This window comes from Limosilactobacillus mucosae DSM 13345 (genome assembly GCF_001436025.1).
Classification (GTDB): Bacteria; Bacillota; Bacilli; order Lactobacillales; family Lactobacillaceae; genus Limosilactobacillus; species Limosilactobacillus mucosae.
The window spans coordinates 130,914-152,691 of record NZ_AZEQ01000002.1 but is presented as its reverse complement, the minus strand read 5'-3'; the positions used below and the strand labels follow the sequence as shown (position 1 = coordinate 152,691).

Annotated in this window: 18 protein-coding genes; 2 read left to right on the top strand and 16 right to left on the bottom strand. The window is 47.3% G+C overall.

All coding sequences use genetic code 11. The annotated features are described in order from the left end of the window. Positions 1–6 precede the first annotated feature (6 nt). From rpsS to rpsJ, 6 genes are read right to left on the bottom strand one after another with little or no spacing between them, the layout of a single operon-like run. Positions 7–288: a 30S ribosomal protein S19 gene (gene rpsS / locus FC47_RS01620; RefSeq protein WP_033934651.1), complete on the bottom strand. Its 282-nt coding sequence runs from the start codon at positions 286–288 to the stop codon at positions 7–9. 40 nt (positions 289–328) lie between these two features. Next, on the bottom strand, positions 329–1,177 hold the full coding sequence (gene rplB, locus FC47_RS01615; protein WP_033934652.1) for a 50S ribosomal protein L2: 849 nt from the start codon (positions 1,175–1,177) through the stop codon (positions 329–331). A 23-nt stretch (positions 1,178–1,200) separates the two neighbouring features. Continuing rightward, positions 1,201–1,494 carry a 50S ribosomal protein L23 gene (rplW, locus tag FC47_RS01610; RefSeq protein WP_006500620.1) on the bottom strand — a complete coding sequence of 98 codons (294 nt, stop codon included), beginning with the start codon at positions 1,492–1,494 and terminating at the stop codon, positions 1,201–1,203. Continuing rightward, positions 1,494–2,117 carry a 50S ribosomal protein L4 gene (gene rplD, locus FC47_RS01605; RefSeq protein WP_033934653.1) on the bottom strand — a complete coding sequence of 208 codons (624 nt, stop codon included), beginning with the start codon at positions 2,115–2,117 and terminating at the stop codon, positions 1,494–1,496. Before rplD ends, rplW begins: the two co-directional genes overlap by 1 nt. Before the next feature lie 22 nt (positions 2,118–2,139). Further along, positions 2,140–2,799, bottom strand: coding sequence for a 50S ribosomal protein L3 (rplC, locus tag FC47_RS01600; protein WP_006500623.1), 660 nt, complete (start codon positions 2,797–2,799; stop codon positions 2,140–2,142). Between the two features lie 36 nt (positions 2,800–2,835). Beyond that, a complete protein-coding gene (gene rpsJ, locus FC47_RS01595) occupies positions 2,836–3,144 on the bottom strand; it encodes a 30S ribosomal protein S10 (RefSeq protein WP_033934655.1) in 309 nt (102 codons plus the stop codon). A 41-nt stretch (positions 3,145–3,185) separates the two neighbouring features. Between rpsJ and FC47_RS10545 the strand changes: the two genes are divergently transcribed. Continuing rightward, positions 3,186–3,539, top strand: coding sequence for a hypothetical protein (locus tag FC47_RS10545; protein ID WP_147648979.1), 354 nt, complete (start codon positions 3,186–3,188; stop codon positions 3,537–3,539). A 129-nt stretch (positions 3,540–3,668) separates the two neighbouring features. Here the strand turns inward: FC47_RS10545 and fusA are convergent, their stop codons facing one another. The 3 genes from fusA to rpsL all read right to left on the bottom strand — a co-directional run bounded on the left by fusA (position 3,669) and on the right by rpsL (position 6,793). Then, positions 3,669–5,753, bottom strand: a complete 2,085-nt coding sequence (gene fusA / locus FC47_RS01590; RefSeq protein ID WP_033934656.1) for an elongation factor G — start codon at positions 5,751–5,753, stop codon at positions 3,669–3,671. A 136-nt stretch (positions 5,754–5,889) separates the two neighbouring features. Next, the gene (gene rpsG, locus FC47_RS01585) at positions 5,890–6,360 is read right to left on the bottom strand and encodes a 30S ribosomal protein S7 (RefSeq protein ID WP_006500626.1); all 471 of its coding nucleotides are present in this window, start codon (positions 6,358–6,360) and stop codon (positions 5,890–5,892) included. A gap of 19 nt (positions 6,361–6,379) precedes the next feature. Next, positions 6,380–6,793, bottom strand: a complete 414-nt coding sequence (gene rpsL / locus FC47_RS01580; RefSeq protein WP_006500627.1) for a 30S ribosomal protein S12 — start codon at positions 6,791–6,793, stop codon at positions 6,380–6,382. Positions 6,794–7,056: 263 nt separating this feature from the next. Between rpsL and FC47_RS01575 the strand changes: the two genes are divergently transcribed. Then, entirely contained in the window at positions 7,057–7,740 is a 684-nt protein-coding gene (locus FC47_RS01575) for a prepilin peptidase (RefSeq protein WP_056967636.1), read from the top strand. A 26-nt stretch (positions 7,741–7,766) separates the two neighbouring features. On the opposite strand, the gene FC47_RS01570 is transcribed toward FC47_RS01575, so the two are convergent. From FC47_RS01570 to adhP, 7 genes are all read right to left on the bottom strand, one after another. Next, on the bottom strand, positions 7,767–8,933 hold the full coding sequence (locus tag FC47_RS01570) for a hypothetical protein (RefSeq protein ID WP_006500629.1): 1,167 nt from the start codon (positions 8,931–8,933) through the stop codon (positions 7,767–7,769). A 96-nt stretch (positions 8,934–9,029) separates the two neighbouring features. Continuing rightward, positions 9,030–12,668: a DNA-directed RNA polymerase subunit beta' gene (gene rpoC, locus FC47_RS01565; RefSeq protein WP_056967634.1), complete on the bottom strand. Its 3,639-nt coding sequence runs from the start codon at positions 12,666–12,668 to the stop codon at positions 9,030–9,032. Positions 12,669–12,700: 32 nt separating this feature from the next. After that, on the bottom strand, positions 12,701–16,261 hold the full coding sequence (rpoB, locus tag FC47_RS01560; RefSeq protein WP_034539412.1) for a DNA-directed RNA polymerase subunit beta: 3,561 nt from the start codon (positions 16,259–16,261) through the stop codon (positions 12,701–12,703). A 226-nt stretch (positions 16,262–16,487) separates the two neighbouring features. Continuing rightward, positions 16,488–17,096 (bottom strand): TetR/AcrR family transcriptional regulator, encoded by a 609-nt coding sequence (locus FC47_RS01555; protein WP_056967633.1) that lies wholly within the window; start codon positions 17,094–17,096, stop codon positions 16,488–16,490. A gap of 189 nt (positions 17,097–17,285) precedes the next feature. Beyond that, complete coding sequence (locus FC47_RS01550) at positions 17,286–19,784, bottom strand: ATP-dependent Clp protease ATP-binding subunit (RefSeq protein WP_056967631.1); 2,499 nt, start codon at positions 19,782–19,784, stop codon at positions 17,286–17,288. A 22-nt stretch (positions 19,785–19,806) separates the two neighbouring features. After that, positions 19,807–20,274, bottom strand: coding sequence for a CtsR family transcriptional regulator (locus FC47_RS01545; RefSeq protein ID WP_006500635.1), 468 nt, complete (start codon positions 20,272–20,274; stop codon positions 19,807–19,809). Positions 20,275–20,436: 162 nt separating this feature from the next. Next, a complete protein-coding gene (adhP, locus tag FC47_RS01540) occupies positions 20,437–21,459 on the bottom strand; it encodes an alcohol dehydrogenase AdhP (protein ID WP_006500636.1) in 1,023 nt (340 codons plus the stop codon). Positions 21,460–21,778: the final 319 nt, after the last annotated feature.

Genomic DNA, 21,778 nt, shown 5'->3' with positions numbered 1-21,778 from the left:
TCCTCCTTACTTCTTGCCCGTCTTCTTGTCATCACCGGCGTGACCACGGAAAGTCCGCGTTGGTACGAATTCACCCAGCTTGTGGCCTACCATGTCTTCTTGTACGTAAACTGGCACGTGCTTGCGACCATCGTAAACGGCGAAAGTGTAACCAATGAAGCTTGGGTAAATCGTGGAACGGCGTGACCAGGTCTTAATAACCGTCTTCTTTTCGTTATCCTTTTGTGCGTCAACCTTCTTCAACAGAGAAGCGTCGGCGAAAGGTCCCTTCTTTAAACTACGACCCATTGTTGTACCTCCTCTCGGGTAATTAGCTATTTGTTACTCATTAACGAGTGTGTGGACCACGCTTGCGACCACGAACGATGAACTTGTTCGAACGTGCCTTGTGTGAGCGAGTCTTCTTACCAACAGTCTTCTTACCCCATGGAGACAGAGGAGATGGCAAACCAACTGGAGCCTTACCTTCACCACCACCATGTGGGTGATCGTTAGGGTTCATTACAGAACCACGAACGTGTGGACGTTGACCTGCGTAACGAGTACGACCAGCCTTACCTTTGATGATCAGGGCATGTTCGTCGTTGCCGACAACACCGATCGTAGCACGGCAAGCAGCCAGAATCATCCGAACTTCCCCAGAAGCCAGACGAACCAGAACGTACTTGTCACTTTCCTTACCAAGCAGTTGTGCAGAAGCACCGGCAGAACGAGCAATTTGACCACCCTTGCCTGGCTTCAGTTCGATGTTGTGAATAACAGTACCAACTGGAATGTTCTTCAATGGCAGTGCGTTACCAACCTTGATGTCGGCATCTGGACCGGATTGAACTTGCATACCAACCTTCAGGCCCTTAGGAGCCAAGATGTATGACTTAACACCATCTGCGTAAACCAGTAGAGCGATGTTAGCAGTACGGTTTGGATCGTATTCGATAGCCTTAACGGTTGCAGGAACGTTGTCCTTGATCCGCTTGAAGTCGATGATCCGGTATTGACGCTTCGTACCGCCACCACGGTGACGAACAGTCATATGACCGTAGTTGTTACGACCAGCGGTGTGCTTTAATGGTGCCAGCAAAGACTTTTCCGGGGTCGTCTTCGTGATTTCAGCGAAGTCGAATCCGGTCATATTACGGCGACCATTAGTGGTACCCTTGTATTTGCGAATTCCCACTGTGTTTTCCTCCTATCTAGAATTTATTCGTTGTCGTCACCGAACAGCTTGATTTCTTTAGAATCAGCTGACAGAGTAACGATGGCCTTGCGACGGCGCTTAGTGTAGCCAACGTAACGGCCTTGACGCTTCTTCTTGCCCTTCAGGTTCATGATGTTAACCTTAACGACCTTAACGTCAAAGATTTCTTCTACGGCGTTCTTAACTTGCGTCTTAGTAGCGCGCAAGTCAACGTCAAACGTGTAGCGCTTTTCGTCCATCACTGCAGTTGATGCTTCAGTGATAACTGGGCGCAAAATGATATCGCGTGCTTCCATTATGCGAGCACCTCCTCTACTTGAGAAAGGGCTGACTTCGTGATGACAATCTTTTGACTGTCAACGACGTTCAGAATGTTAACGCCAGCTGGAGTTACGACCGTGGTGTTAACCAGGTTGCGACCAGACAGAGCGGCGTTCTTGTCTTCGTCAGAAACAACGACCAGGACCTTTTCAGAAACCTTCAGGTTGTTCATAACGCCGGCAAATTCCTTCGTCTTTGGTGCGTCGAAGTTGATGGATTCAACTACAACAAACTTTTCATCAGCAACCTTTTGGGACAGAGCTGACTTGATAGCCAGTTGACGAACCTTGCGTGGCAGGTTGAAGTTGTATGAACGTGGAGTAGGTCCGAAGACGATACCACCACCACGGAATTGTGGTGCACGGATGGAGCCTTGACGAGCACGACCCGTACCCTTTTGACGCCATGGCTTCTTACCACCACCGCGAACTGCGGAGCGGTTCTTAACGGCGTGCGTACCTTGACGCATGGATGCGCGTTGACGCAGGATGGCTTCGTATTCAGCGTTTTCGTTTGGTTCAATACCAAAGATGTCTGCGTTCAATTCGATGGTGCCGTTTTGGCTACCGTCTTGCTTAAATAATGCAACGCTTGTCATTTACTTTCTTCCTCCCTTCTGATTAGTTGTGTTGCTTGCTCAGGCTCTTCTTAGTGTTAGCCTTCACAGAGTTCTTAATCGTAACGTAGGACTTGTTAGCGCCTGGAACGTTACCCTTGATCAGCAGTACGTTGTTTTCCAGATCAACCTTTACAACCTTCAAGTGTTGCATGGTAACAGTGTTGCCACCCATGCGACCTGGCAATGCCTTACCCTTGAATACGTGGTTGATGATGGCACCCAACGAACCTGGACGACGGTGGTAACGAGAACCGTGAGCCATAGGACCACGACGTTGGCCGTCCTTGTGGATGTTACCTTGGTAACCATGACCCTTAGTGATACCCGTTACATCAACAGTTTCGCCTTCCGCGAAAATGTCTGCCTTAACTTCGTCACCGACTTTAATGTCGTCCCCCAGTTCAGCGTCGCGGATTTCACCGATGAAGCGCTTAGGGGTCGTGTTTGCTTTTGCTGCATGACCTTGTTCGGGCTTGTTGCTTAAGATTTCGCGCTTGTCGTCAAAACCAAGTTGAACAGCACTGTAGCCGTCGTTTTCAACCGTCTTAACTTGCATAACAACGTTTGGCGTTACGTCGATTACCGTAACTGGAACCAATTCACCGTTGTCAGCGAAAACTTGCGTCATCCCGACCTTCTTGCCTAAGATTCCTTTGGTCATGAGTACACCTCCAATTTATTTGTTATTATTTTTTAATTACAGTTTAATTTCAATGTCAACGCCACTTGGCAGATCAAGCTTCATCAAGGAGTCAACCGTCTTAGGGGTTGGGTCGATGATGTCGATCAGGCGCTTGTGGGTACGCATTTCAAATTGTTCCCGAGACTTCTTGAACTTGTGTGGTGAACGAATCACCGTGTACAGAGTCCGTTCAGTTGGCAACGGAATTGGGCCTGAAACTTGAGCACCGGTCCGCTTAGCGGTGTTAACGATCTTGTCTGCAGATTCGTCAAGTACGCGGTGTTCGTAAGCCTTTAAACGAATGCGAATCTTTTGTTTTGCCATTTTATTCCCTCCTTCGTCAGATTTAAAATTTGACTAGCTCCGTGGAAATTACCGCCACGCCCTATGGCAAAGCGGCCGGGTGTGTCGCAACCTTCCACATCACAGCTTTCACTGTTTGGCTGAACCCCGGGGCCTTTAAAATCCCCGTTTCTAAGCTCAAGCACTTATCCATAATACTAAAGAATTGCCGTCGTATCAAGGTTTTTTTTGAATTAATTCTTGATGATTTAATTTGTAACATTCCTGAAAATTTTTTGACGCAGATGCGGCGCAAAAAAATCAGTCGAAATGTTTTTAAATTAACGGCAGCCAGTGAACGACTGAATGGCAACAGTCTGCCGAGTATTATCCCACGTCTTTTTAAGCTTGTCGAGTCTTTTCTCAAAAAAAGCTGAATATTTTTTATAAATCAATCTTCAATTTTGCTGATGCAAATCTGGTACGATCTATTTTTTATATAGTAGAAAATAAAAAAGCTCGCCTGCATAACAGCAGACGAGCTTTGAAGCAAAGAACAAGATTAACTATTCTTTGCCGTTTTTCTTGATGATGTCTTCTTGCACGCTCTTTGGAACAGCAGAGTAGTGATCAAACGTCATCGTGAAGGTACCACGACCTTGCGTAGCAGAACGCAGAGCCGTTGCGTAACCAAACATTTCAGACAGTGGAACGAAGGAGTGGATTTCTTGAGCATTGCCACGTTCTTCCATACCATCGATCGTACCACGACGAGCAGTTACTTGACCCATAACGTCACCCATGTTGTCTTGAGGAACAACAATGTCAACCTTCATGATTGGTTCAAGAATAACTGGGTTAGCCTTCTTAGCAGCGTTCTTCAATGCCAGAGAAGCAGCAACCTTAAATGCGGCTTCAGAAGAGTCGACTTCGTGGTAGCTACCATCGTAGAGCTTAGCCTTCAAGTCAACCAGTGGGTAACCGGCCAGGACACCATTTTGCATAGCTTCCTTCAGACCTTGTTCAACGGCTGGAATGTATTCACGAGGAACGACACCACCGACAATGGCATCTTCGAATTCGAAACCGGCACCTTCTTCAAGCGGCGTAAATTCGATCCAAACGTCACCGTATTGACCCTTACCACCGGATTGACGAACGAACTTACCTTGTGCAGAGGCAGCCGTCGTAAATGCTTCACGGTAGGAAACTTGTGGCTTACCAACAGTAACTTCGGCGTGGAATTCACGACGCAGACGTTCAACGATGATGTCCAGGTGCAGCTCACCCATCCCGGCGATCAGAGTTTCACCAGTTTCAGGGTTAGTTTCAGCCTTGAAGGTAGGGTCTTCTTCAGCCAGCTTTTGCAGACCTTTGTCCATCTTGTCTTGGTCAGCCTTAGACTTAGGTTCAACAGAAACTTGGATAACTGGTTCTGGGAAGTCCATCGATTCCAGTTGCAATGGGTGATCTGGATCAGTCAGGGAGTCACCGGTGGTGGTGTTCTTCAGACCGATAGCAGCTGCAATGTCCCCAGAGAACACTTCTGGAATTTCGTGTTGTTGGTTGGAGTGCATTTGCAGCAGACGACCAACACGTTCACGCTTGCCCTTGGTTGCGTTCAGAACGTAGGAACCTGATTGCAGAGAACCAGTGTAGACACGCAGGAACGTCAAACGACCAACGAATGGGTCAGTAGCGATCTTAAATGCCAAAGCGGCAAATGGCTTGTCGTCACCGGCAGTCAATTCAACCTTTTCACCATTTTCATCAGTTGCTTCGAATGGCTTAACATCCAGTGGAGATGGCAGGTAGTCGATAACAGCGTCCAGCATCATTTGGATACCCTTATCCTTGTAGGCCGAACCTGCCAGAACTGGGAACAGCTCTTCAGACAGAGTAGCCTTACGGATAGCAGCTTTGATTTCTTCAACAGAAAGTTCTTCACCGCCAAGGTACTTTTCCATGATGTTGTCATCAACGTCAGCCAGCGTTTCCAACAGTGCATCGTGACGAGATTCAGCTTCGTCCTTCAGGTCAGCAGGGATTTCAACAGTATCCCAGTTCTTACCTTCAGCATCTTCATCATAAACGTAGGCAACCATCTTAACCAAGTCGATAACACCGATGAAGTCATCTTCAGCACCAATTGGCATTTGAATTGGCAGTGGCGTAACGTTCAGACGGTCCTTGATCGTTTGAACAGAGTAGTCAAAGTCGGCACCCATCTTGTCCATCTTGTTGGCAAAGACGATTCGAGGAACATCGAAGTCGTCAGCTTGACGCCAAACAGTTTCGGTTTGTGGTTCAACACCGGCTTGAGCGTCCAAAACCGTTACGGCACCATCAAGAACACGCAGCGAACGTTCAACTTCGACAGTGAAGTCAACGTGACCTGGGGTGTCGATGATGTTGATACGGTAGTCTTTCCAAACGGCCGTAGTGGCAGCGGACGTGATCGTGATACCGCGTTCCTTTTCTTCATCCATCCAGTCCATTTGGGAAGCACCATCATGGGTTTCACCAATCTTGTGAATCTTACCAGTGTAGTAAAGAATCCGTTCAGTGGCCGTGGTCTTACCAGCATCGATGTGGGCCATGATCCCAATGTTACGGGTCTTTTCAAGAGGGTATTCACGTTTGTTAGCCATCTTAAAAGTTTTCTCCTTCCAGTTAAAAAAATCAATTTAAATTAGTTTTAGAAAAAGGGGTGACGTTCGATTAAATATCTGCGTCACCCCTCACATCATAGTCGACAGCTAAGCAGCTATCAACAATTGATGAAGCTTACCACCGGTAGTGAGCAAAAGCACGGTTGGCTTCGGCCATGCGGTGAGTATCTTCCTTCTTCTTGATTGAAGCACCAGTGTTGTTGGATGCATCAATGATTTCGCCTGCCAGACGTTCAACCATGGTGTGTTCACCACGAAGACGAGCGTATTGAACAATCCAACGCAGGCCCAGCGTTACTCGACGTTCTGGACGAACTTCGATTGGAACTTGGTAGTTGGAACCACCGATACGGCGTGCCTTAACTTCCAGAACTGGTTCAACGTTGTCCATAGCTTGTTGGAAAACTTCTACTGGATCGTTGCCAGTTTGTTCCTTGATGCGGTCAAAAGCAGCGTACAGAATCTTAGTAGCAGTACCCCGCTTACCGTCGATCATCAGGTGGTTGATCAGACTAGTAACCAGCTTTGAGTTGTAAATTGGATCTGGCAATACTTCTGGCTTTACAACATGTCCTTTACGTGGCATTGATTTACCCCTCCTTTAATTATTTCTTAGGCTTCTTGGCACCGTACTTGGAACGACCTTGCATACGGCCTTCCACACCGGCAGTATCAAGAGTACCACGGATGATGTGGTAACGAACCCCAGGAAGGTCCTTTACACGACCACCACGGATCAAAACAACTGAGTGTTCTTGAAGGTTGTGGCCAACACCTGGAATGTAGGCAGTAACTTCGATCAGGTTAGACAGACGAACACGAGCGTACTTCCGCAAAGCAGAGTTAGGCTTCTTAGGCGTCATCGTACCGACACGAGTTGCAACCCCACGCTTTTGTGGAGATGGTGCAGCGATTTCTTCCTTCTTGAAACTGTTGTAAACGTAACCCAGAGCAGGTGACTTTGACTTGCCCTTGTGGCTCTTACGGCCCTTACGTACCAATTGGTTAATGGTTGGCATGTAGTTATACCCCTTTCTTGTTTTTAAGTCCACACATCCAGGTGATTCTTTTTTGAGTATAAAAAAATCCCCGAATGCTATTCTTTTATGTGCCTTCGCCGACGCATGTCATCTGCCCCAACGACAGACACAATCCGTTGCTAAAAAAAGCACCTTAAATACCCTATCATGCATCCTCTAAAATGTCAACGGACAGTCGATTTTTCTTTTAGTGCTAAATTCAACTTTTTGCATATAGCAATATTAGAAAGGGGAAACTTAAAATGATTGTCTTAAAATTGTTGGCTACTGTCTGGGGCGCTTGTCTGGCTTCTTTCATCAATACGATTATCTGGCGTCTGCTTAATCAGATCTCACTGTTTGATCCCCAAAGATCCTATTGTAATAGTTGCCACCAGCAGCTAACCTGGTGGCAGCTGATTCCGGTCATCGGCTGGCTGATTCAAAAAGGTCGGTGTCATTTTTGTCATGCATCTATCGGCTGTTACTCAACATTTAGTCAGCTCATAAATGGCTGGCTTTGGTATGAACTGTTTATCCTTGATCCTAAAATCATAACGGCATTATTGATACTGTCAACCAGCCTGCTGGTGTGTTCAGCAACCGATTATTTTGCCCAGTGGATCTGGCCAATCTGGCTAATTGGTCTGTTTAGTCTATTTTGGCTTTTAAATCAAAGATGGCAATGGCTGCGTTTGTCGGCGGCCATTGCCATCTTAGTCGGTTTATTGATTATGAGTTTTTTGACCAGTAACGGCATCGGCATTGGCGATATCGAGTTGATCTTTATCCTGCAGCTCTGTACTTCAATAAAATTTGTTGCCACTACCGTTTTAATTGCAGCTGGGCTGGGAATATTAAGCCTTCATTCTCGGTATCAGGCTTTGCCTTTTGTTCCCTACTTAAGCCTCGGTATCGTTATCACTCTGATATTAACACCGAGCTAGATCAACTTTGAATCTAATCATTGTCGCTATTGATAATCGTCATTTTTTTCGATTCGAACCGGAAAAATCTGATCACCAATCCGAGCAAGATACTCCAGGTTTTGAAAAAGTAAAAGCAGCCACGAAAACGATAGACCGAATTCCAACAGTTCAAAGGCAGTTAAAGAAAGATAGCTGGTAGCTTTAAATACCAACCAATCAAGTGCCATGATGCCGCCAATAATATAGGAAATCTTTAAAAACTGTCTGGACAACCCTGGCATCAGCCACCTTAACAGGCCGATAATCAAAATCATAATATAAACCAGCCACATTGAGATCCGATCATGCAAGACGTGATATTGCGGATCATTTGGAAAACAGCCGATCCCGCCTAAACATGCTGCCTCAGCATACAGAAGAATTCGCAGGACCTTAACACCACGATCAGGATACTTTTTCTGCAGATTAAAGAACAAGTAATCAACTAAAGTCGCCATCAATAGGGCTGAAAAAATCAAGGTAATGTTAAATCGCCAATAGGTAGCATTCTGCTGCGTCCCCAAGTAGCTGAAATTATAGTGCCACCAGTCACGATTTGAATTGGTCAGCATTGAGAACAGCATTCCACCAATAATCATAATCATCATTGAATTGGTAATAATCGCTTCGGAAATCGTCATTGCCAGATTAAGCATTCCATAGGTGATTGCCGTAACAAATAAAAAGACGAATAAAGTTGAAGTGTAGATGTCAAAACTGGCACCTGCAAACATTTTCTCCGCGAGCCAAAAAACAATCATGATCGAAATTGCCAAAATCGTTCCAAAAGCAATCAGCAGCGTCGGCAGATTTCGCCAATGCAGCTCCATCGCTGGCCCACTGCGATGTCTTTTTTGTCTGATAAACGCAGTCGCAAAAGCCACGACGCCGCTAAACGTCCCAAGATAAAGTGATGCAAAGCCAATTGACCAGTTACCAGTTAATGAAATAACCCAATGATGATTGGACCAGCTAAGGCAGAAAAAGATAACTGCTGCCAGCACCGCGGGGATCAGATACCAACGCATCATAATCTGAGGCAGCATTTCAACAGTGCGACTCGGCCGAATTGTCAATGTCTTATTGTCAACCATCAATACTAAAGAGGTATTTTTCTCCAGCTCTAGATTTTCTACTGCTTTGGCTGGTAAATCAATTCGATATTTTTTCATAGCAAATTCCCAAAAATAACAATGGGGCCCAGCATTTGGAATCAAACCAAATACTAGGCCCCACGAATAGCACTATTTAATCACAAAAGCTTTAGCCTACTTTTGCTTTTTCATTTCGGCTTCGATATCGCTGGTTGATTTCATTGGTGCATCGGCAGCTACATCAACTTCTTTTGGCTTGATGTTGCGGTAGTTGCTCATACCAGTACCAGCAGGAATCAGCTTCCCGATAATAACGTTTTCCTTCAAACCAACCAGTGGATCGTTCTTGCCACGAATAGCAGCATCCGTCAAGACACGAGTTGTTTCTTGGAAGGAGGCTGCTGACAGGAAACTGTTGGTCTCCAAGGCAGCCTTAGTAATTCCCAAGATAACCGGACGTGACGTTGCCGGAATGTTGCCGGCAACCAGCGTATCACGGTTGGCATCGCGGAATTGACTGATATCCATCAATTCACCTGGCAAAAGATCAGTATCACCAGGATCCATGACACGAACCTTGCGCATCATTTGACGAATCATGATTTCAACGTGCTTGTCGAGCAGATCAATACCCTGCATCCGGTAAACCTTTTGAACTTCAGCCAACAGGTAGGTTTCCGTAGACAGAACGTCGCGAACGCGGATCAGTTCCTTAGGATCAATCGAACCTTCATTCAATTGCATCCCACGGTGAATGTAGTCGCCTTCTTCAACCTTAAGACGAGCCGTGATTGGCAGCGTGTAAGTCCGCGTGTCGTTCTCACCAGCAATCGTAACGTCTTTGGTTCGTTCAGCTGGGTTTTCTTCGATTGATTGAACTTCACCGGTAACTTCAGAAATCGTTGCCTTACCTTTAGGATTCCGTGCTTCCACGATTTCTTGCACACGAGGAAGACCTTGCGTGATATCGTCGTTGCCAGCAACCCCACCAGTGTGGAAGTTCCGCAGCGTCAATTGAGTACCTGGTTCACCGATTGATTGAGCAGCAACCGTACCAACGGCTTCACCGGCCTCAACCTTGTCGCCAGTAGCAGCGTTACGACCGTAGCAGCGTTCGCAGACACCGTGTTCAGTGTTGCAAGTGAAGGCTGAGCGGATTGTTACCTTCTTAACTCCAGCATCAACGATCTTTTGAGCCATCTCTTCGTCAACCAAGACGTTCTTATCACAGATCTTCTCGCCAGTTTCTGGATCAAAGACGGACTTCATCGTGTAGCGACCCAGAATCCGATCGTAAAGCGGCTCGATCATTTCATTGCCTTCAGTAATTGCGGCAACATCCAGACCGCGATCAGTACCACAGTCTTTTTCACGAACGACCACGTCTTGGGCAACATCAACCAGACGACGAGTCAAGTAACCTGAGTTGGCAGTCTTAAGGGCCGTATCAGTCATACCTTTACGAGCGCCGTGAGATGACAAGAACATTTCCAGAACTGAAAGACCTTCACGGAAGTTTGAAAGGACTGGCAGTTCCATGATCTTACCGTTAGGAGCGGCCATCAGACCACGCATCCCGGCCAGCTGAGTAAAGTTGGAGATGTTACCACGAGCACCCGAGTCAGACATCATGTTGATTGGGTTGTGAATATCCATGTGTTCAATCAGCTTGTTTTGAACTTCATCTTTAGCATCATTCCAAATGCCGATAACTCGTTCATAACGTTCATCATCAGTAATCAGACCACGACGGAACTGCTTGGTAACCAAAGCAACCTGCTTATGAGCATTTTCGATGATTGCCGGCTTTTCCTTCAAGTCGGTAATATCGGCAATCCCCACGGTAACACCAGAAATCGTGGATTCGTAGTAACCCAGATCCTTGATGCGGTCAAGGAATTGCGAGGTCTTGGTAACCTTGTACTTCTTGTAGACTTCGGCAATGATATCGGACAAGAAGCCCTTCTTAAATGGCGGAACCAATGGTGCATTTTCCAAGTAGGCGTGAATATCTTCACCCTTATCCAAGAAGTACTTGTCAGGAACACCATTCAGCAGATTGTCATTGGTTGGCTCATTGATGTAGTAGTAGTCTTCTGGCATGATGCCGTTGAAGATCAGCTTACCAACACTGGTAACCATGATCTGATTGCGCTGTTCATCAGTAAATGGCTTCTTTGGCATTGAAGAAACCTGAACCCCAACCCGCGTCTGCAGGGCAACAAAGCCATCCTTGTAGGCCATGTAGGCTTCATTTGCATCCTTGAAGATCATGCCTTCGCCTTCACGAGCCTTATCTTCGGTCGTCATGTAGTAGTTACCGATAACCATATCTTGAGAAGGTGCCACGATTGGTTCACCGTCACGAGGCGACAGGATATGGTGAGCAGCAAGCATCAGCAGACGGGCTTCAGCTTGTGCCTCATCAGACAGCGGAACGTGAATAGCCATTTGGTCACCGTCAAAGTCGGCGTTGTAGGCAGCACAAACCAGTGGGTGCAACCGCATTGCCTTACCAGATACCAATACCGGTTCAAAGGCTTGAATACCCAAACGGTGCAGAGTAGGTGCCCGGTTAAGCAGAACTGGGTGTTCACTGATAACGTCTTCCAAGACATCGAAGACCTTGTTGTCACGCTTATCGATCAAGCGTTTAGCAGCCTTGACGTTGGTAGCCAGGCCCCGCTTGGTCAATTCATGCATGATAAATGGCTTGAACAGTTCCATTGCCATTGGTACCGGCAGCCCCATCTGGTTCATCTTCAGGTTAGGACCAACATCGATAACTGAACGACCAGAGTAGTCAACACGCTTACCCAGCAGGTTTTGACGGAAACGCCCTTGCTTACCTTTCAGCAGGTGCGACAGCGACTTCAATGGACGGTTACCAGGACCAGCAACCGGACGACCACGACGACCGTTATCGATCAGGGCATCAACGGCTTCCTGCAGCATCCGTTTTTCGTTTTGAACAATGATGCCAGGCGCGTTCAATTCCAACAGCCGCTTCAGACGATTGTTACGGTTGATAACCCGCCGGTACAGATCATTCAAATCAGAAGTTGCAAAACGGCCACCTTCCAGTTGTACCATTGGCCGCAAATCAGGTGGCATAACTGGAATAACGTCCATAACCATCCATTCTGGCTTGTTGCCAGACTTTAAGAAGGCTTCCAGAATGTCCAAACGACGAACGGCGCGCGTCCGCTTTTGGCCAGTAGCTTCTTTCAAGACGGCTTTTAATTCGGTTGCTTCCTTTTCCAGGTCAACGTCAGCCAACAGTTTTTGAATGGCTTCAGCACCCATTTCAGCAGTAAAACGATCGTCGTATTCTTCCTTCTTTTCACGATATTCCGCTTCAGAGAGCAATTGTTTCTTTTCCAGTGGCGTATCACCGGCATCTAAAACAACGTAAGAAGCAAAGTAGATAACTTCTTCCAGGGCACGTGGGCTCATGTCCAAGACCAGGCCCATTCGACTAGGGATACCCTTGAAGTACCAAATGTGAGAAACAGGGGCGGCCAGCTCAATGTGCCCCATCCGTTCGCGACGTACCTTAGAGCTGGTAACCTCAACTCCACAGCGGTCACAAACGCGGCCCTTGAAACGAATCCGCTTGTATTTGCCACAAGCACATTCGTAATCCTTGGTTGGACCAAAGATTCGTTCGTCAAACAGACCGTCTTTTTCCGGCTTCAGCGTCCGGTAGTTGATCGTTTCCGGCTTTTTAACTTCCCCGTACGACCAGCTGCGGATCTTTTGTGGTGAGGCCAGACCGATCTGCATGCTTTCAAATTTATTGACGTCAATCAAAGGATGATCCTCCTTATTTCAATTCAGGCAAACTAGTCTTGTTTTGCTTCGTCTTTGACTTCTTCGTGCTTGTCGCTGCCATCGCGAGCCAGCTTGCGGATGTCGGCCACGCCTTCATCCATGTTCTTGAGTTGAACTTCCTCGTTTTGACTGTCAAGCACCTTCATATCCAGGCCAAGGGATTGCAGTTCCTTAACCAGCACGCGGAAGGATTCAGGAACACCTGGCTTTGGAATTGGGTCACCATTGATGATGGCTTCATAGGTGTTGACACGACCAACAACGTCATCAGACTTGTAAGTCAAGATTTCTTGCAGCGTGTAGGCAGCACCATAGGCTTCGAGGGCCCAGACTTCCATTTCACCGAAACGCTGACCACCAAATTGTGCCTTACCACCCAATGGCTGTTGCGTAACCAGTGAGTAAGGTCCAATTGAACGAGCGTGAATCTTGTCGTCAACCATGTGTGCCAGCTTCAGATAGTGCATGACACCAACGGAAACTCGTTGTTCAAATGGTTCACCCGTGCGGCCATCATAAAGAATCGTCTTGCCATCAGATGGCAGTCCGGCTTCCTTAACTGCTTCCCAAACATCTTCATCGGTTGCCCCATCAAAGACTGGCGTAGCAATGTGGATACCAAGCTTGCGAGCAGCCATCCCCAGGTGCAGTTCGATAACCTGACCAATGTTCATACGGGAAGGCACACCCATTGGACTCAGCATGATATCGATTGGCGTACCATCTGGCATGTATGGCATGTCTTCTTCCGGTACCACGATTGAAACCGTACCCTTGTTACCGTGACGGCCGGCCATCTTGTCACCGACTTGGATCTTACGCTTTTGAGCAATGTAGACCCGAACCATCTTGTTGACACCAGGAGCCAGCTCATCACCGTTTTCACGCGTAAATACCTTAACGTCTTGAACGATACCGCCACCGCCGTGTGGTACCCGCAGCGACGTATCACGAACCTCACGCGACTTTTCACCAAAGATGGCGTGCAGCAGCCGTTCTTCAGCTGACAGCTCAGTCATTCCCTTTGGCGTAACCTTACCAACCAGAATGTCACCGTCGTTAACCTCAGCACCAACACGAATAACACCGGTTTCGTCCAGGTTCTTCAAGGCATCGGCACCAACGTTAGGGATCTCGCTGGTCATTTCTTCAGGTCCGAGCTTGGTTTCACGAGCTTCAGATTCATATGACTCGATATGAATTGAAGTGTAGACGTCTTCTTTAATCAAGCGTTCATTGATGGCAATGGCATCTTCAAAGTTGTAGCCTTGCCAAGTCATAAAGGCAATCAATGGGTTTTGACCCAGCGCCAGTTCACCTTGTTCCATTGATGGACCATCAGCCAAAACGTCATCAGCATCGATATGTTCACCGACCTTGACGATTGGACGCTGGTTGTAGTTCTTACCACCGTTGGAACGACGGAATTTCATCAGCTTGTAGGTGTCAAGCGTGCCGTCTTCTTCACGAACGCGAATTTCACGAGCATCGACGTATTCAACCGTACCAGCCTTCTTGGCAACCAAGGCAACCCCAGAGTCATGAGCGGCTTTGTATTCAATCCCAGTACCAATCAGCGGTGCATGAGGGTTGATCAAAGGAACCGCCTGACGCTGCATGTTAGCACCCATCAAGGCACGGTTGGAGTCATCGTTTTCCAAGAAAGGAATACATGCTGAGGCAACGGAAACAACCTGCTTAGGCGAGATATCCATGTAGTCGACATTTTCAGGAGTCGTTTCAACATAGTCATCCTTATGCCGGCACATAATTTCTTCATCAGCAAATGAGCCGTCATCATTAAGCTTGGTGTTGGCCTGAGCAATGATGTAGTTATCTTCTTCATCGGCAGTCAGATAGTCAATCTTGTCGGTAACCTTGTGCGTATCCCATGAAACACGGTGGTATGGCGTTTCGATGAAGCCATATTCATTGATCCGAGCATAGGATGACAGTGAGTTGATCAGACCGATGTTAGGACCTTCAGGCGTTTCAATTGGGCACATCCGGCCGTAGTGAGTATAGTGAACGTCACGAACTTCATAGCCGGCCCGGTCACGAGTCAAACCACCAGGACCAAGGGCAGACAGACGCCGCTTGTGGGAAAGTTCGCCCAGTGGGTTGGTTTGGTCCATGAACTGAGAAAGCTGTGAAGAACCAAAGAATTCCTTAATTGAGGCAACTACTGGTCGAATGTTGATCAGCTGCTGTGGCGTAACCGTGTTAATGTCTTGAATCGACATCCGTTCACGAACCACACGTTCCATCCGAGCCAAGCCGATCCGGAACTGGTTCTGCAGCAGCTCACCTACGGAACGAATCCGCCGGTTACCCAAGTGGTCGATGTCGTCAGTTGTGCCAATGCCTTCTTGCAGGTTGAAGAAGTAGTTGATGGACGCAATGATGTCGGCTGGCTGAATGTGCTTAAGCTCCAAAGGAATGTGACCGTTGGCTACGATAGGCACAACGCGGTCAGGATCGTTCTTGGAGTAAACCAGGATCTTTTGCAGCTTAACCGGTGCCGTAACAACAGCTTCATCAGATGGCGTGTAGGTAACCATCTTGAAGTCATCGTTGTCCAGGGCCGGTTCCAAAGTCTTCAATACTTCTTTGGTAACTACATCACCCTTGTTGGCCAGGATTTCACCAGTTTCCGGATCAGCCAGCGTTTCGGCCAGCGTTTGACCCAACAACCGATACTTCATCATCAGTTTCTTGTTGGTCTTGTAACGGCCAACTGGTGCCATATCGTAGCGCTTTGGATCAAAGAAGCGAGCCGTCAGCAGATTCCGTGCTGAGTCAGCCGTCTTAGGCTCACCTGGACGCAAGCGTTCGTAGATGTCCTTTAAGGCTTCTTCAACTCGTGAGTCTTCAGGGTTCTTGTGCACGTCTTTATCAATCGTAGCAGACAGGCCTTCACTGTTGCCACCCAGCATGTCAATGATCTCATCGTCAGAGCCAAAGCCCAGCGCACGCACCATTTCAGTCAAAGGCAGCTTCCGTGTCCGGTCAACCCGTACGTAAGAGATGCCCTTCGCATCGGTTTCGTATTCCAGCCAGGCACCACGGTTTGGAATAAAAGTAGCACCATAGCTTGGCCGGCCATTTTTGTCATCTTCTTCATTGTAGTAAACGCCAGGTGAACGAACCAGTTGAGAAACGATTACTCGTTCCGCACCATTGATAATAAAGGTACCTTGGTCCGTCATCAGTGGGAAGTCGCCGAAGAACACGTCTTGGGACTTGATTTCGCCAGTTTCGTGGTTCGTCAAGCGCAGGGTAACGTGCAGCGGTGCAGAGTAGTTTGCATCGTGTTCCCGGGCTTCATCAACCGTATACTTAGGTTCAAGCAGTTGGTAGTCGACGAATTCCAGCGACAGTTTGCCTTGGAAGTCATCGATTGGCATGATGTCGTTAAACATTTCCCGCAGACCTTTTTCCATAAACCAGTTATAGGAATCGGTCTGGATTTCAATCAAGTTAGGCAGGTCCAGTACTTCCTTGATACGGGAGTAACTGCGACGCGTACGGTGCTTACCGTATTTTACTAAATGTCCGGCCAAACTATTCACCTCTCAAATTTGTTGGGCAAGTTCATTCAAATTTGTAATATTACATTTTGATTACAAATCATCAAAATTCCTGCTTTTGGGCAAAAAAAATCCAAAAACAGCTGGGTGCTGTCTTTGGTTTTTATAAAGAATCCCATGGACAAGAGATCACGGAACTCAAATGAACTCGCAATTACATACACCAGTTATCATACGCGTTTACGAATTCATTGTCAATATTTAGTTTTTATTTTTCACTGGCCGTTGCCGGAACCGTCAGGCCGCGCAAAATGCAGCTCAAAATCAGTTTGGTACGCTGCTCCTCAGTGATGGCATGGCCGCCAATTGGTTGAAATGATTTAAAGATCGGCGACAGATCAGCAATAAACAACTCCGCCGCTTCTTTAGGCAACAGATCCGGCCGCAGATGCACTTCAGGAAGTTTAAAGAAATCAGCAATCGGTTCAAGGTAATCCATCGTAAACAGCATGTCCAGTTTGCGCTGAGCACTTTCGGAAAGCTCTCTTTTGGCTTCTTGATACTGATCGTAGACGTTGAGCGGATGATGCTTTCTCAATACTTCAGTAATTCCATACAGTCGTTCTTCTGGATCGATCTGCTGCTTGCGCATAACCTTGTTGATATCCTGGCGAACCTTACCGCATAGATTGGTCAAAACAGCCAGGTATAAAACTTCCTTATCATTAAAGTGGTGATACAAAGCTGGCTGAGTGATGCCGATCTGCTTGGCAATATCTCTGGTGGAGGCACCAGAAAAGCCTTTTTGCAAAAACAGTGTAGTAGCGGTTTTCAAAATTGCTTGGCGAGTTTTTGCCAATTGTTCTGCTCGTTTCATGTTCTATCGATTCTCCCTTATCGGTTTCCCATATTAGTCAAAAATAATTCTCACACGAAAACCCAGTTCTTGCAAGCTTGGGTTACCAATTCGCCAAAAATAAAAGTCATTAAATCTCATTTCATTAAATGATGATTCAATGACTAATAAAATTTATCTATCAGGTTATTTATCGAAACCAACAGAATTTTAAGGCAGCGCAATCAATTCAGGCTTGGCATCCCCGCGCTTGTCCTTTAGCGTAATCTTGCCCTGATGCGAACCAATCACGACTTCATCACCAGTTTGGACTGCCCCGGCCAGCAATGCCTCGCTCAATGGATCCTCAACCAGATTCTGCAGTGAGCGCCGCAATGGTCGTGCTCCATATTCAGGATCATAGCCGGCTTTGGCAATCACATCAATTGCACCTGGCGTAAAGCGTACCTTGATATCACGTTCAGCCATCCGTTGTTTTACCTTGTCAGCCAGGAGCTTAACGATCTGATGCAGCTCTTTTTGATTCAAAGAGTGGAAGATGATCGTTTCATCAATCCGATTTAGAAATTCTGGCCGGAAGTGCAGTTTCAGCTGCTGCTTGATGGCGGCTGACATGGCCTGATAATCCGCCGTCATGTCGGCAGCCCCAAAGCCAACCGTTTTTTCATCCTGCAGCTGGGTAGCTCCAAGATTAGAAGTCATAATCAAGATCGTATTGCGGAAATCAACGCGCCGACCTTTTGAATCCGTCAGATAGCCATCGTCCAGTACCTGCAGCAACAAGTTGAATACGTCGGGGTGCGCTTTCTCGGCTTCATCAAGCAGCACGACGCTATATGGATGCTGACGAACCTTTTCCGTCAGCTGACCGCCCTCATCATAGCCGACATAGCCAGGAGCCGCCCCAATCAAGCGACTGACGCTGTATTTTTCCATATACTCAGACATATCAACACGGATCATATTGTTTTCCGAGCCAAACATTGCTTCAGCCAGGGCCTTAGCCAGTTCAGTCTTCCCGACACCGGTTGGCCCTAGAAACATAAATGAGCCAATTGGCCGATTAGGATCCTTAAGACCACTGCGCGCTCGACGAATTGAACGAGCAATTGCCGAAACCGCCTCATCCTGACCAATCACGCGTTGATGCAGGACTCGTTCCAGATTGATCAGCCGGTCGCTTTCCGTCTTCTGCAGCTGGGTCAGCGGCACCCCCGTCCACTCAGCCACCACTTTAGCAATGTCTTCGCCGGTAACGTGCAGCTGATACTGATCAGCCTGCTTTTGTCGCTGCTCTTCTTCTTGCGCCAGCCGCGCCTTAATGGTCAGTTCAGCCTGCCTGAGCTGGGCCGCGCGATCAAAGTCCTGCTGTTCAATGGCCCGTTCTTTTTCCTCGCCTAATTTGCGTAGCTGAGCCTGTTCGTTTGCCAGTGGTGAGGACTGTTCTTCAGCTTCGATGCGCACCATGGCCGCTGCCTCGTCCATCAAATCAATGGCCTTATCTGGCAGAAAACGGCTCGTCAAATAGCGCGTTGACAGCTTAACGGCAGCTTCCAAGGCTTCATCATCGATTTTGACGTGATGATGCTCTTCATATTTGGGCCGTAATCCTTTTAGAATCGCCAGCGCATCCTCAGCAGTCGGCTCTTCAACTTGAACCGTTGCAAAGCGCCGTTCCAAAGCTGCGTCTGATTCAATGTATTTTTGATACTCATCCAGTGTCGTTGCGCCAATCGTCTGCAGTTCACCACGGGCCAGTGCTGGCTTTAAGATATTTGAGGCATCAATTGCCCCTTCTGCACCACCAGCTCCAACCAGAGTGTGCAGCTCATCGATAAAAAGAATCACATGGCCGTCATGATAGATTTCATTGATGATTTTTTTCAAGCGGTCCTCAAACTCACCGCGATACTTGGTGCCCGCAACCAGCGACCCCATATCCAGCATCATCAGTCGCTTATCAGCCAGTTCTTCAGGAACCCGACCAGCTACGATCCGTTCGGCCAGTCCTTCTGCGATCGCGGTTTTGCCGACCCCTGGCTCACCAATCAGCACCGGATTGTTTTTAGTCCGACGACTGAGGATCTGAACTACCCGCTTGATTTCACGATCGCGGCCAACTACAGGATCCATGCCATCACTGCGCGCAATCTGTGTCAGATCACGAGCCAGCTTGTCTAACGTTGGCGTTCCCTGAACCTCACCATCGCTGCCATCATTTTCACCAGGACGTCGCCGTGGTGCCCGCCGCTGCTGATTTTCAGCAATTCCTAGGCGCCGCAGCAAAATCCGACGCGCCTGTTTGGGATTAACGTCCAGATTGCTTAAGATTCGTGATGATAGAATTGCATCATCACTCAGCAGGGCTAACAGCAGATGCTCGGTGCCAATTTGAGGGGCCTGCAGACGCTGGGCCATCTGCTTAGCCAACAATAAAATACTGCGCAGCTTGGGCGAATCAGGCAGATAGGTATCGCGATCAGCCTCTTGCATCGTACCATAACCGGTTAGGCTTTCGATTTCTTCGCGAATATCATCGCTGGTGACGTTAAACTGATTCAAGACACGGCCCGCAATACTATTAGAAACCATGCTCAACGCCAGCAGCAGATGCTCGGTACCCACGGCCTGATGCTTAAAGTAGTGTGCCTGTTCTTGAGCAATCTGCAAAACATTTTGCGCGCTTCGGGTGTATGAATTATTGTCCATTAAATCACCGTCTCTTTCTCTCTTAGCTTTCAAAACGCAGCCGGTTCAACAGTGAAGTCAAAACCCGGGCCCGCAGCTGATTTTCTTTAACTCGACTATCCAGTTTCAAGGTTTGTTTGGCGACCATCACCATCATTAAATCGCCTTCTCGCCGTGTAATAACTTTTTCTTCATATAAAGTTCGAATCACGTCAAAGGCATCTCGTTCACTGATTGAGTCGCCAATTGCATTGATCAGCATGTCCAAGACATCGACATCATCCAATAGATTGATGCGTTCAATGCGGATATAGCCGCCACCGCCACGTTTACTTTGAACCAGGTAGCCATTTTGCAGGGTGAAGCGAGTTTTAATTACATAATTGATCTGTGATGGTACCACATCGAAATGGTTGGCCACTTCTGAACGACGTATCTCGATCTGCTCTGAGTTGCCAAGAATCTCTTTAAGATAGGCTTCAATAATATCTGAAATACTGCGGTCTTCCAAAATTTCGCCCCCTCTTTCTTTATCTGACTAATGTTGACCTTCATTTTATCATATATAACCATAAAATTCCGATTTTAAATTAAAAAAACTCATCGCTGCAAAAACAACGATGAGCCTTAAATTTTAGATTGCTAAGATCAGCTTGCCTTAGCCGTTATTCAATTATTTGTTGTGTACAAAGTCAACGACGTTCCGGCCAACCACTTTGTTGTCCTTAAGTTCTTGAATCATGTCGTTGATTTCTTCCAGCTTGCGGGTCTTGACGATTGGGTGAACCTTGCCTTCAGCACCGAATTGGAAACATTCAGCCAGGTCTTGACGAGTACCAACCAGTGAACCAGCAACAACGATCCCATCCAGAACCGTCTTGGCGATGTTCAGCTGCATGTCACCCTTTGGCAGAGCAACGGCAACCAGCTTGCCATCTGGACGCAGGGAACCAACAGCTTGGTCAAAGGCAGCTGGCGTAACGGCCGTAACAACAGCTGCATGAACGCCGCCAACCTTTTCTTGGATCTGTTCGTCAACATTGCCGTCATGACGGTTGATCAGAACTTCAGCGCCTTCCTTCTTGGCAGCTTCCAGTTTGTCAGGGTTACCATCAACGGCAACAACGTGAGCACCAAATACGTTGTGGGCAAATTGAATCCCCAGGTTACCCAGACCACCAGCACCAACGATTGATACCCATTGACCTGGCTTGATGCCGGAAACCTTCAGTGCCTTGTACATCGTAACGCCGGCACAGGTCAGAGAAGTTGCCTCAACTGGGTCCAGGCCTTCTGGTACTTTAACTGCATAGTCAGCAGGAACGATGCATTGTTGAGCCATAGCGCCATCAGCAGTGTAGCCAGCGTTCAAAACGTTGCGGCAAAGCGTTTCACGACCCGTCAGACAGTACTCACAATGGCCACAGCCCTTAAAGAACCAAGCAATTGATACTCGGTCGCCAACTTTCAGGCTGGTAACGCCAGGAGCAACCTTAGATACGCGGCCAACACCTTCGTGACCAATAATCGTACCAGGCTTCTTGCCAAAATCGCCGGCAGCAACGTGCAGGTCAGTGTGGCAAAGACCACAGTATTCCATGTCGACCAGCGCTTCACCTGGCTTCAGATCACGCAGCGTAACGTCCTTAACGTCAACGAAGCCATCACAATTTTCACGAATAACAGCAGCTTTCATAGAGCAAAATCTCCTTTGCAATCATTAGATTTCCTTTACAGCCCCTATCTTAGCAGATTCATATCGATTTGGAAAGTGAACGTTTGCACATTTATCCTAGACCACTGAATTTAAAAAACGGTTTCCTACCGATGTAAAGGGCTTCACAGCCATCTAAAGCACTTTCAAAATTATTTTTAGCTTGTGCAGATTTAAACTTATCAAAAATAAGTGAAGGCTTTCATTGTTTGGATAGCTCACGCCTGATTAAAATGCTAATTTTGATTTTTTAGATAGTAATGAATATAATGTTCAGTTTTATTTTTCCAAGGTTGTCTCA

What these genes read in the sequence shown, in the direction of transcription:
- rpsS (WP_033934651.1), bottom strand. Translation starts at nt 288, where the DNA reads ATGGGTCGTAGTTTAAAGAAGGGACCTTTCGCCGACGCTTCTCTGTTG.
- rplW (WP_006500620.1), bottom strand. Translation starts at nt 1,494, where the DNA reads ATGGAAGCACGCGATATCATTTTGCGCCCAGTTATCACTGAAGCATCA.
- rplD (WP_033934653.1), bottom strand. Translation starts at nt 2,117, where the DNA reads ATGACAAGCGTTGCATTATTTAAGCAAGACGGTAGCCAAAACGGCACC.
- rplC (WP_006500623.1), bottom strand. Translation starts at nt 2,799, where the DNA reads ATGACCAAAGGAATCTTAGGCAAGAAGGTCGGGATGACGCAAGTTTTC.
- rpsJ (WP_033934655.1), bottom strand. Translation starts at nt 3,144, where the DNA reads ATGGCAAAACAAAAGATTCGCATTCGTTTAAAGGCTTACGAACACCGC.
- fusA (WP_033934656.1), bottom strand. Translation starts at nt 5,753, where the DNA reads ATGGCTAACAAACGTGAATACCCTCTTGAAAAGACCCGTAACATTGGG.
- rpsG (WP_006500626.1), bottom strand. Translation starts at nt 6,360, where the DNA reads ATGCCACGTAAAGGACATGTTGTAAAGCCAGAAGTATTGCCAGATCCA.
- rpsL (WP_006500627.1), bottom strand. Translation starts at nt 6,793, where the DNA reads ATGCCAACCATTAACCAATTGGTACGTAAGGGCCGTAAGAGCCACAAG.
- FC47_RS01575 (WP_056967636.1), top strand. Translation starts at nt 7,057, where the DNA reads ATGATTGTCTTAAAATTGTTGGCTACTGTCTGGGGCGCTTGTCTGGCT.
- FC47_RS01570 (WP_006500629.1), bottom strand. Translation starts at nt 8,933, where the DNA reads ATGAAAAAATATCGAATTGATTTACCAGCCAAAGCAGTAGAAAATCTA.
- FC47_RS01555 (WP_056967633.1), bottom strand. Translation starts at nt 17,096, where the DNA reads ATGAAACGAGCAGAACAATTGGCAAAAACTCGCCAAGCAATTTTGAAA.
- FC47_RS01550 (WP_056967631.1), bottom strand. Translation starts at nt 19,784, where the DNA reads ATGGACAATAATTCATACACCCGAAGCGCGCAAAATGTTTTGCAGATT.
- adhP (WP_006500636.1), bottom strand. Translation starts at nt 21,459, where the DNA reads ATGAAAGCTGCTGTTATTCGTGAAAATTGTGATGGCTTCGTTGACGTT.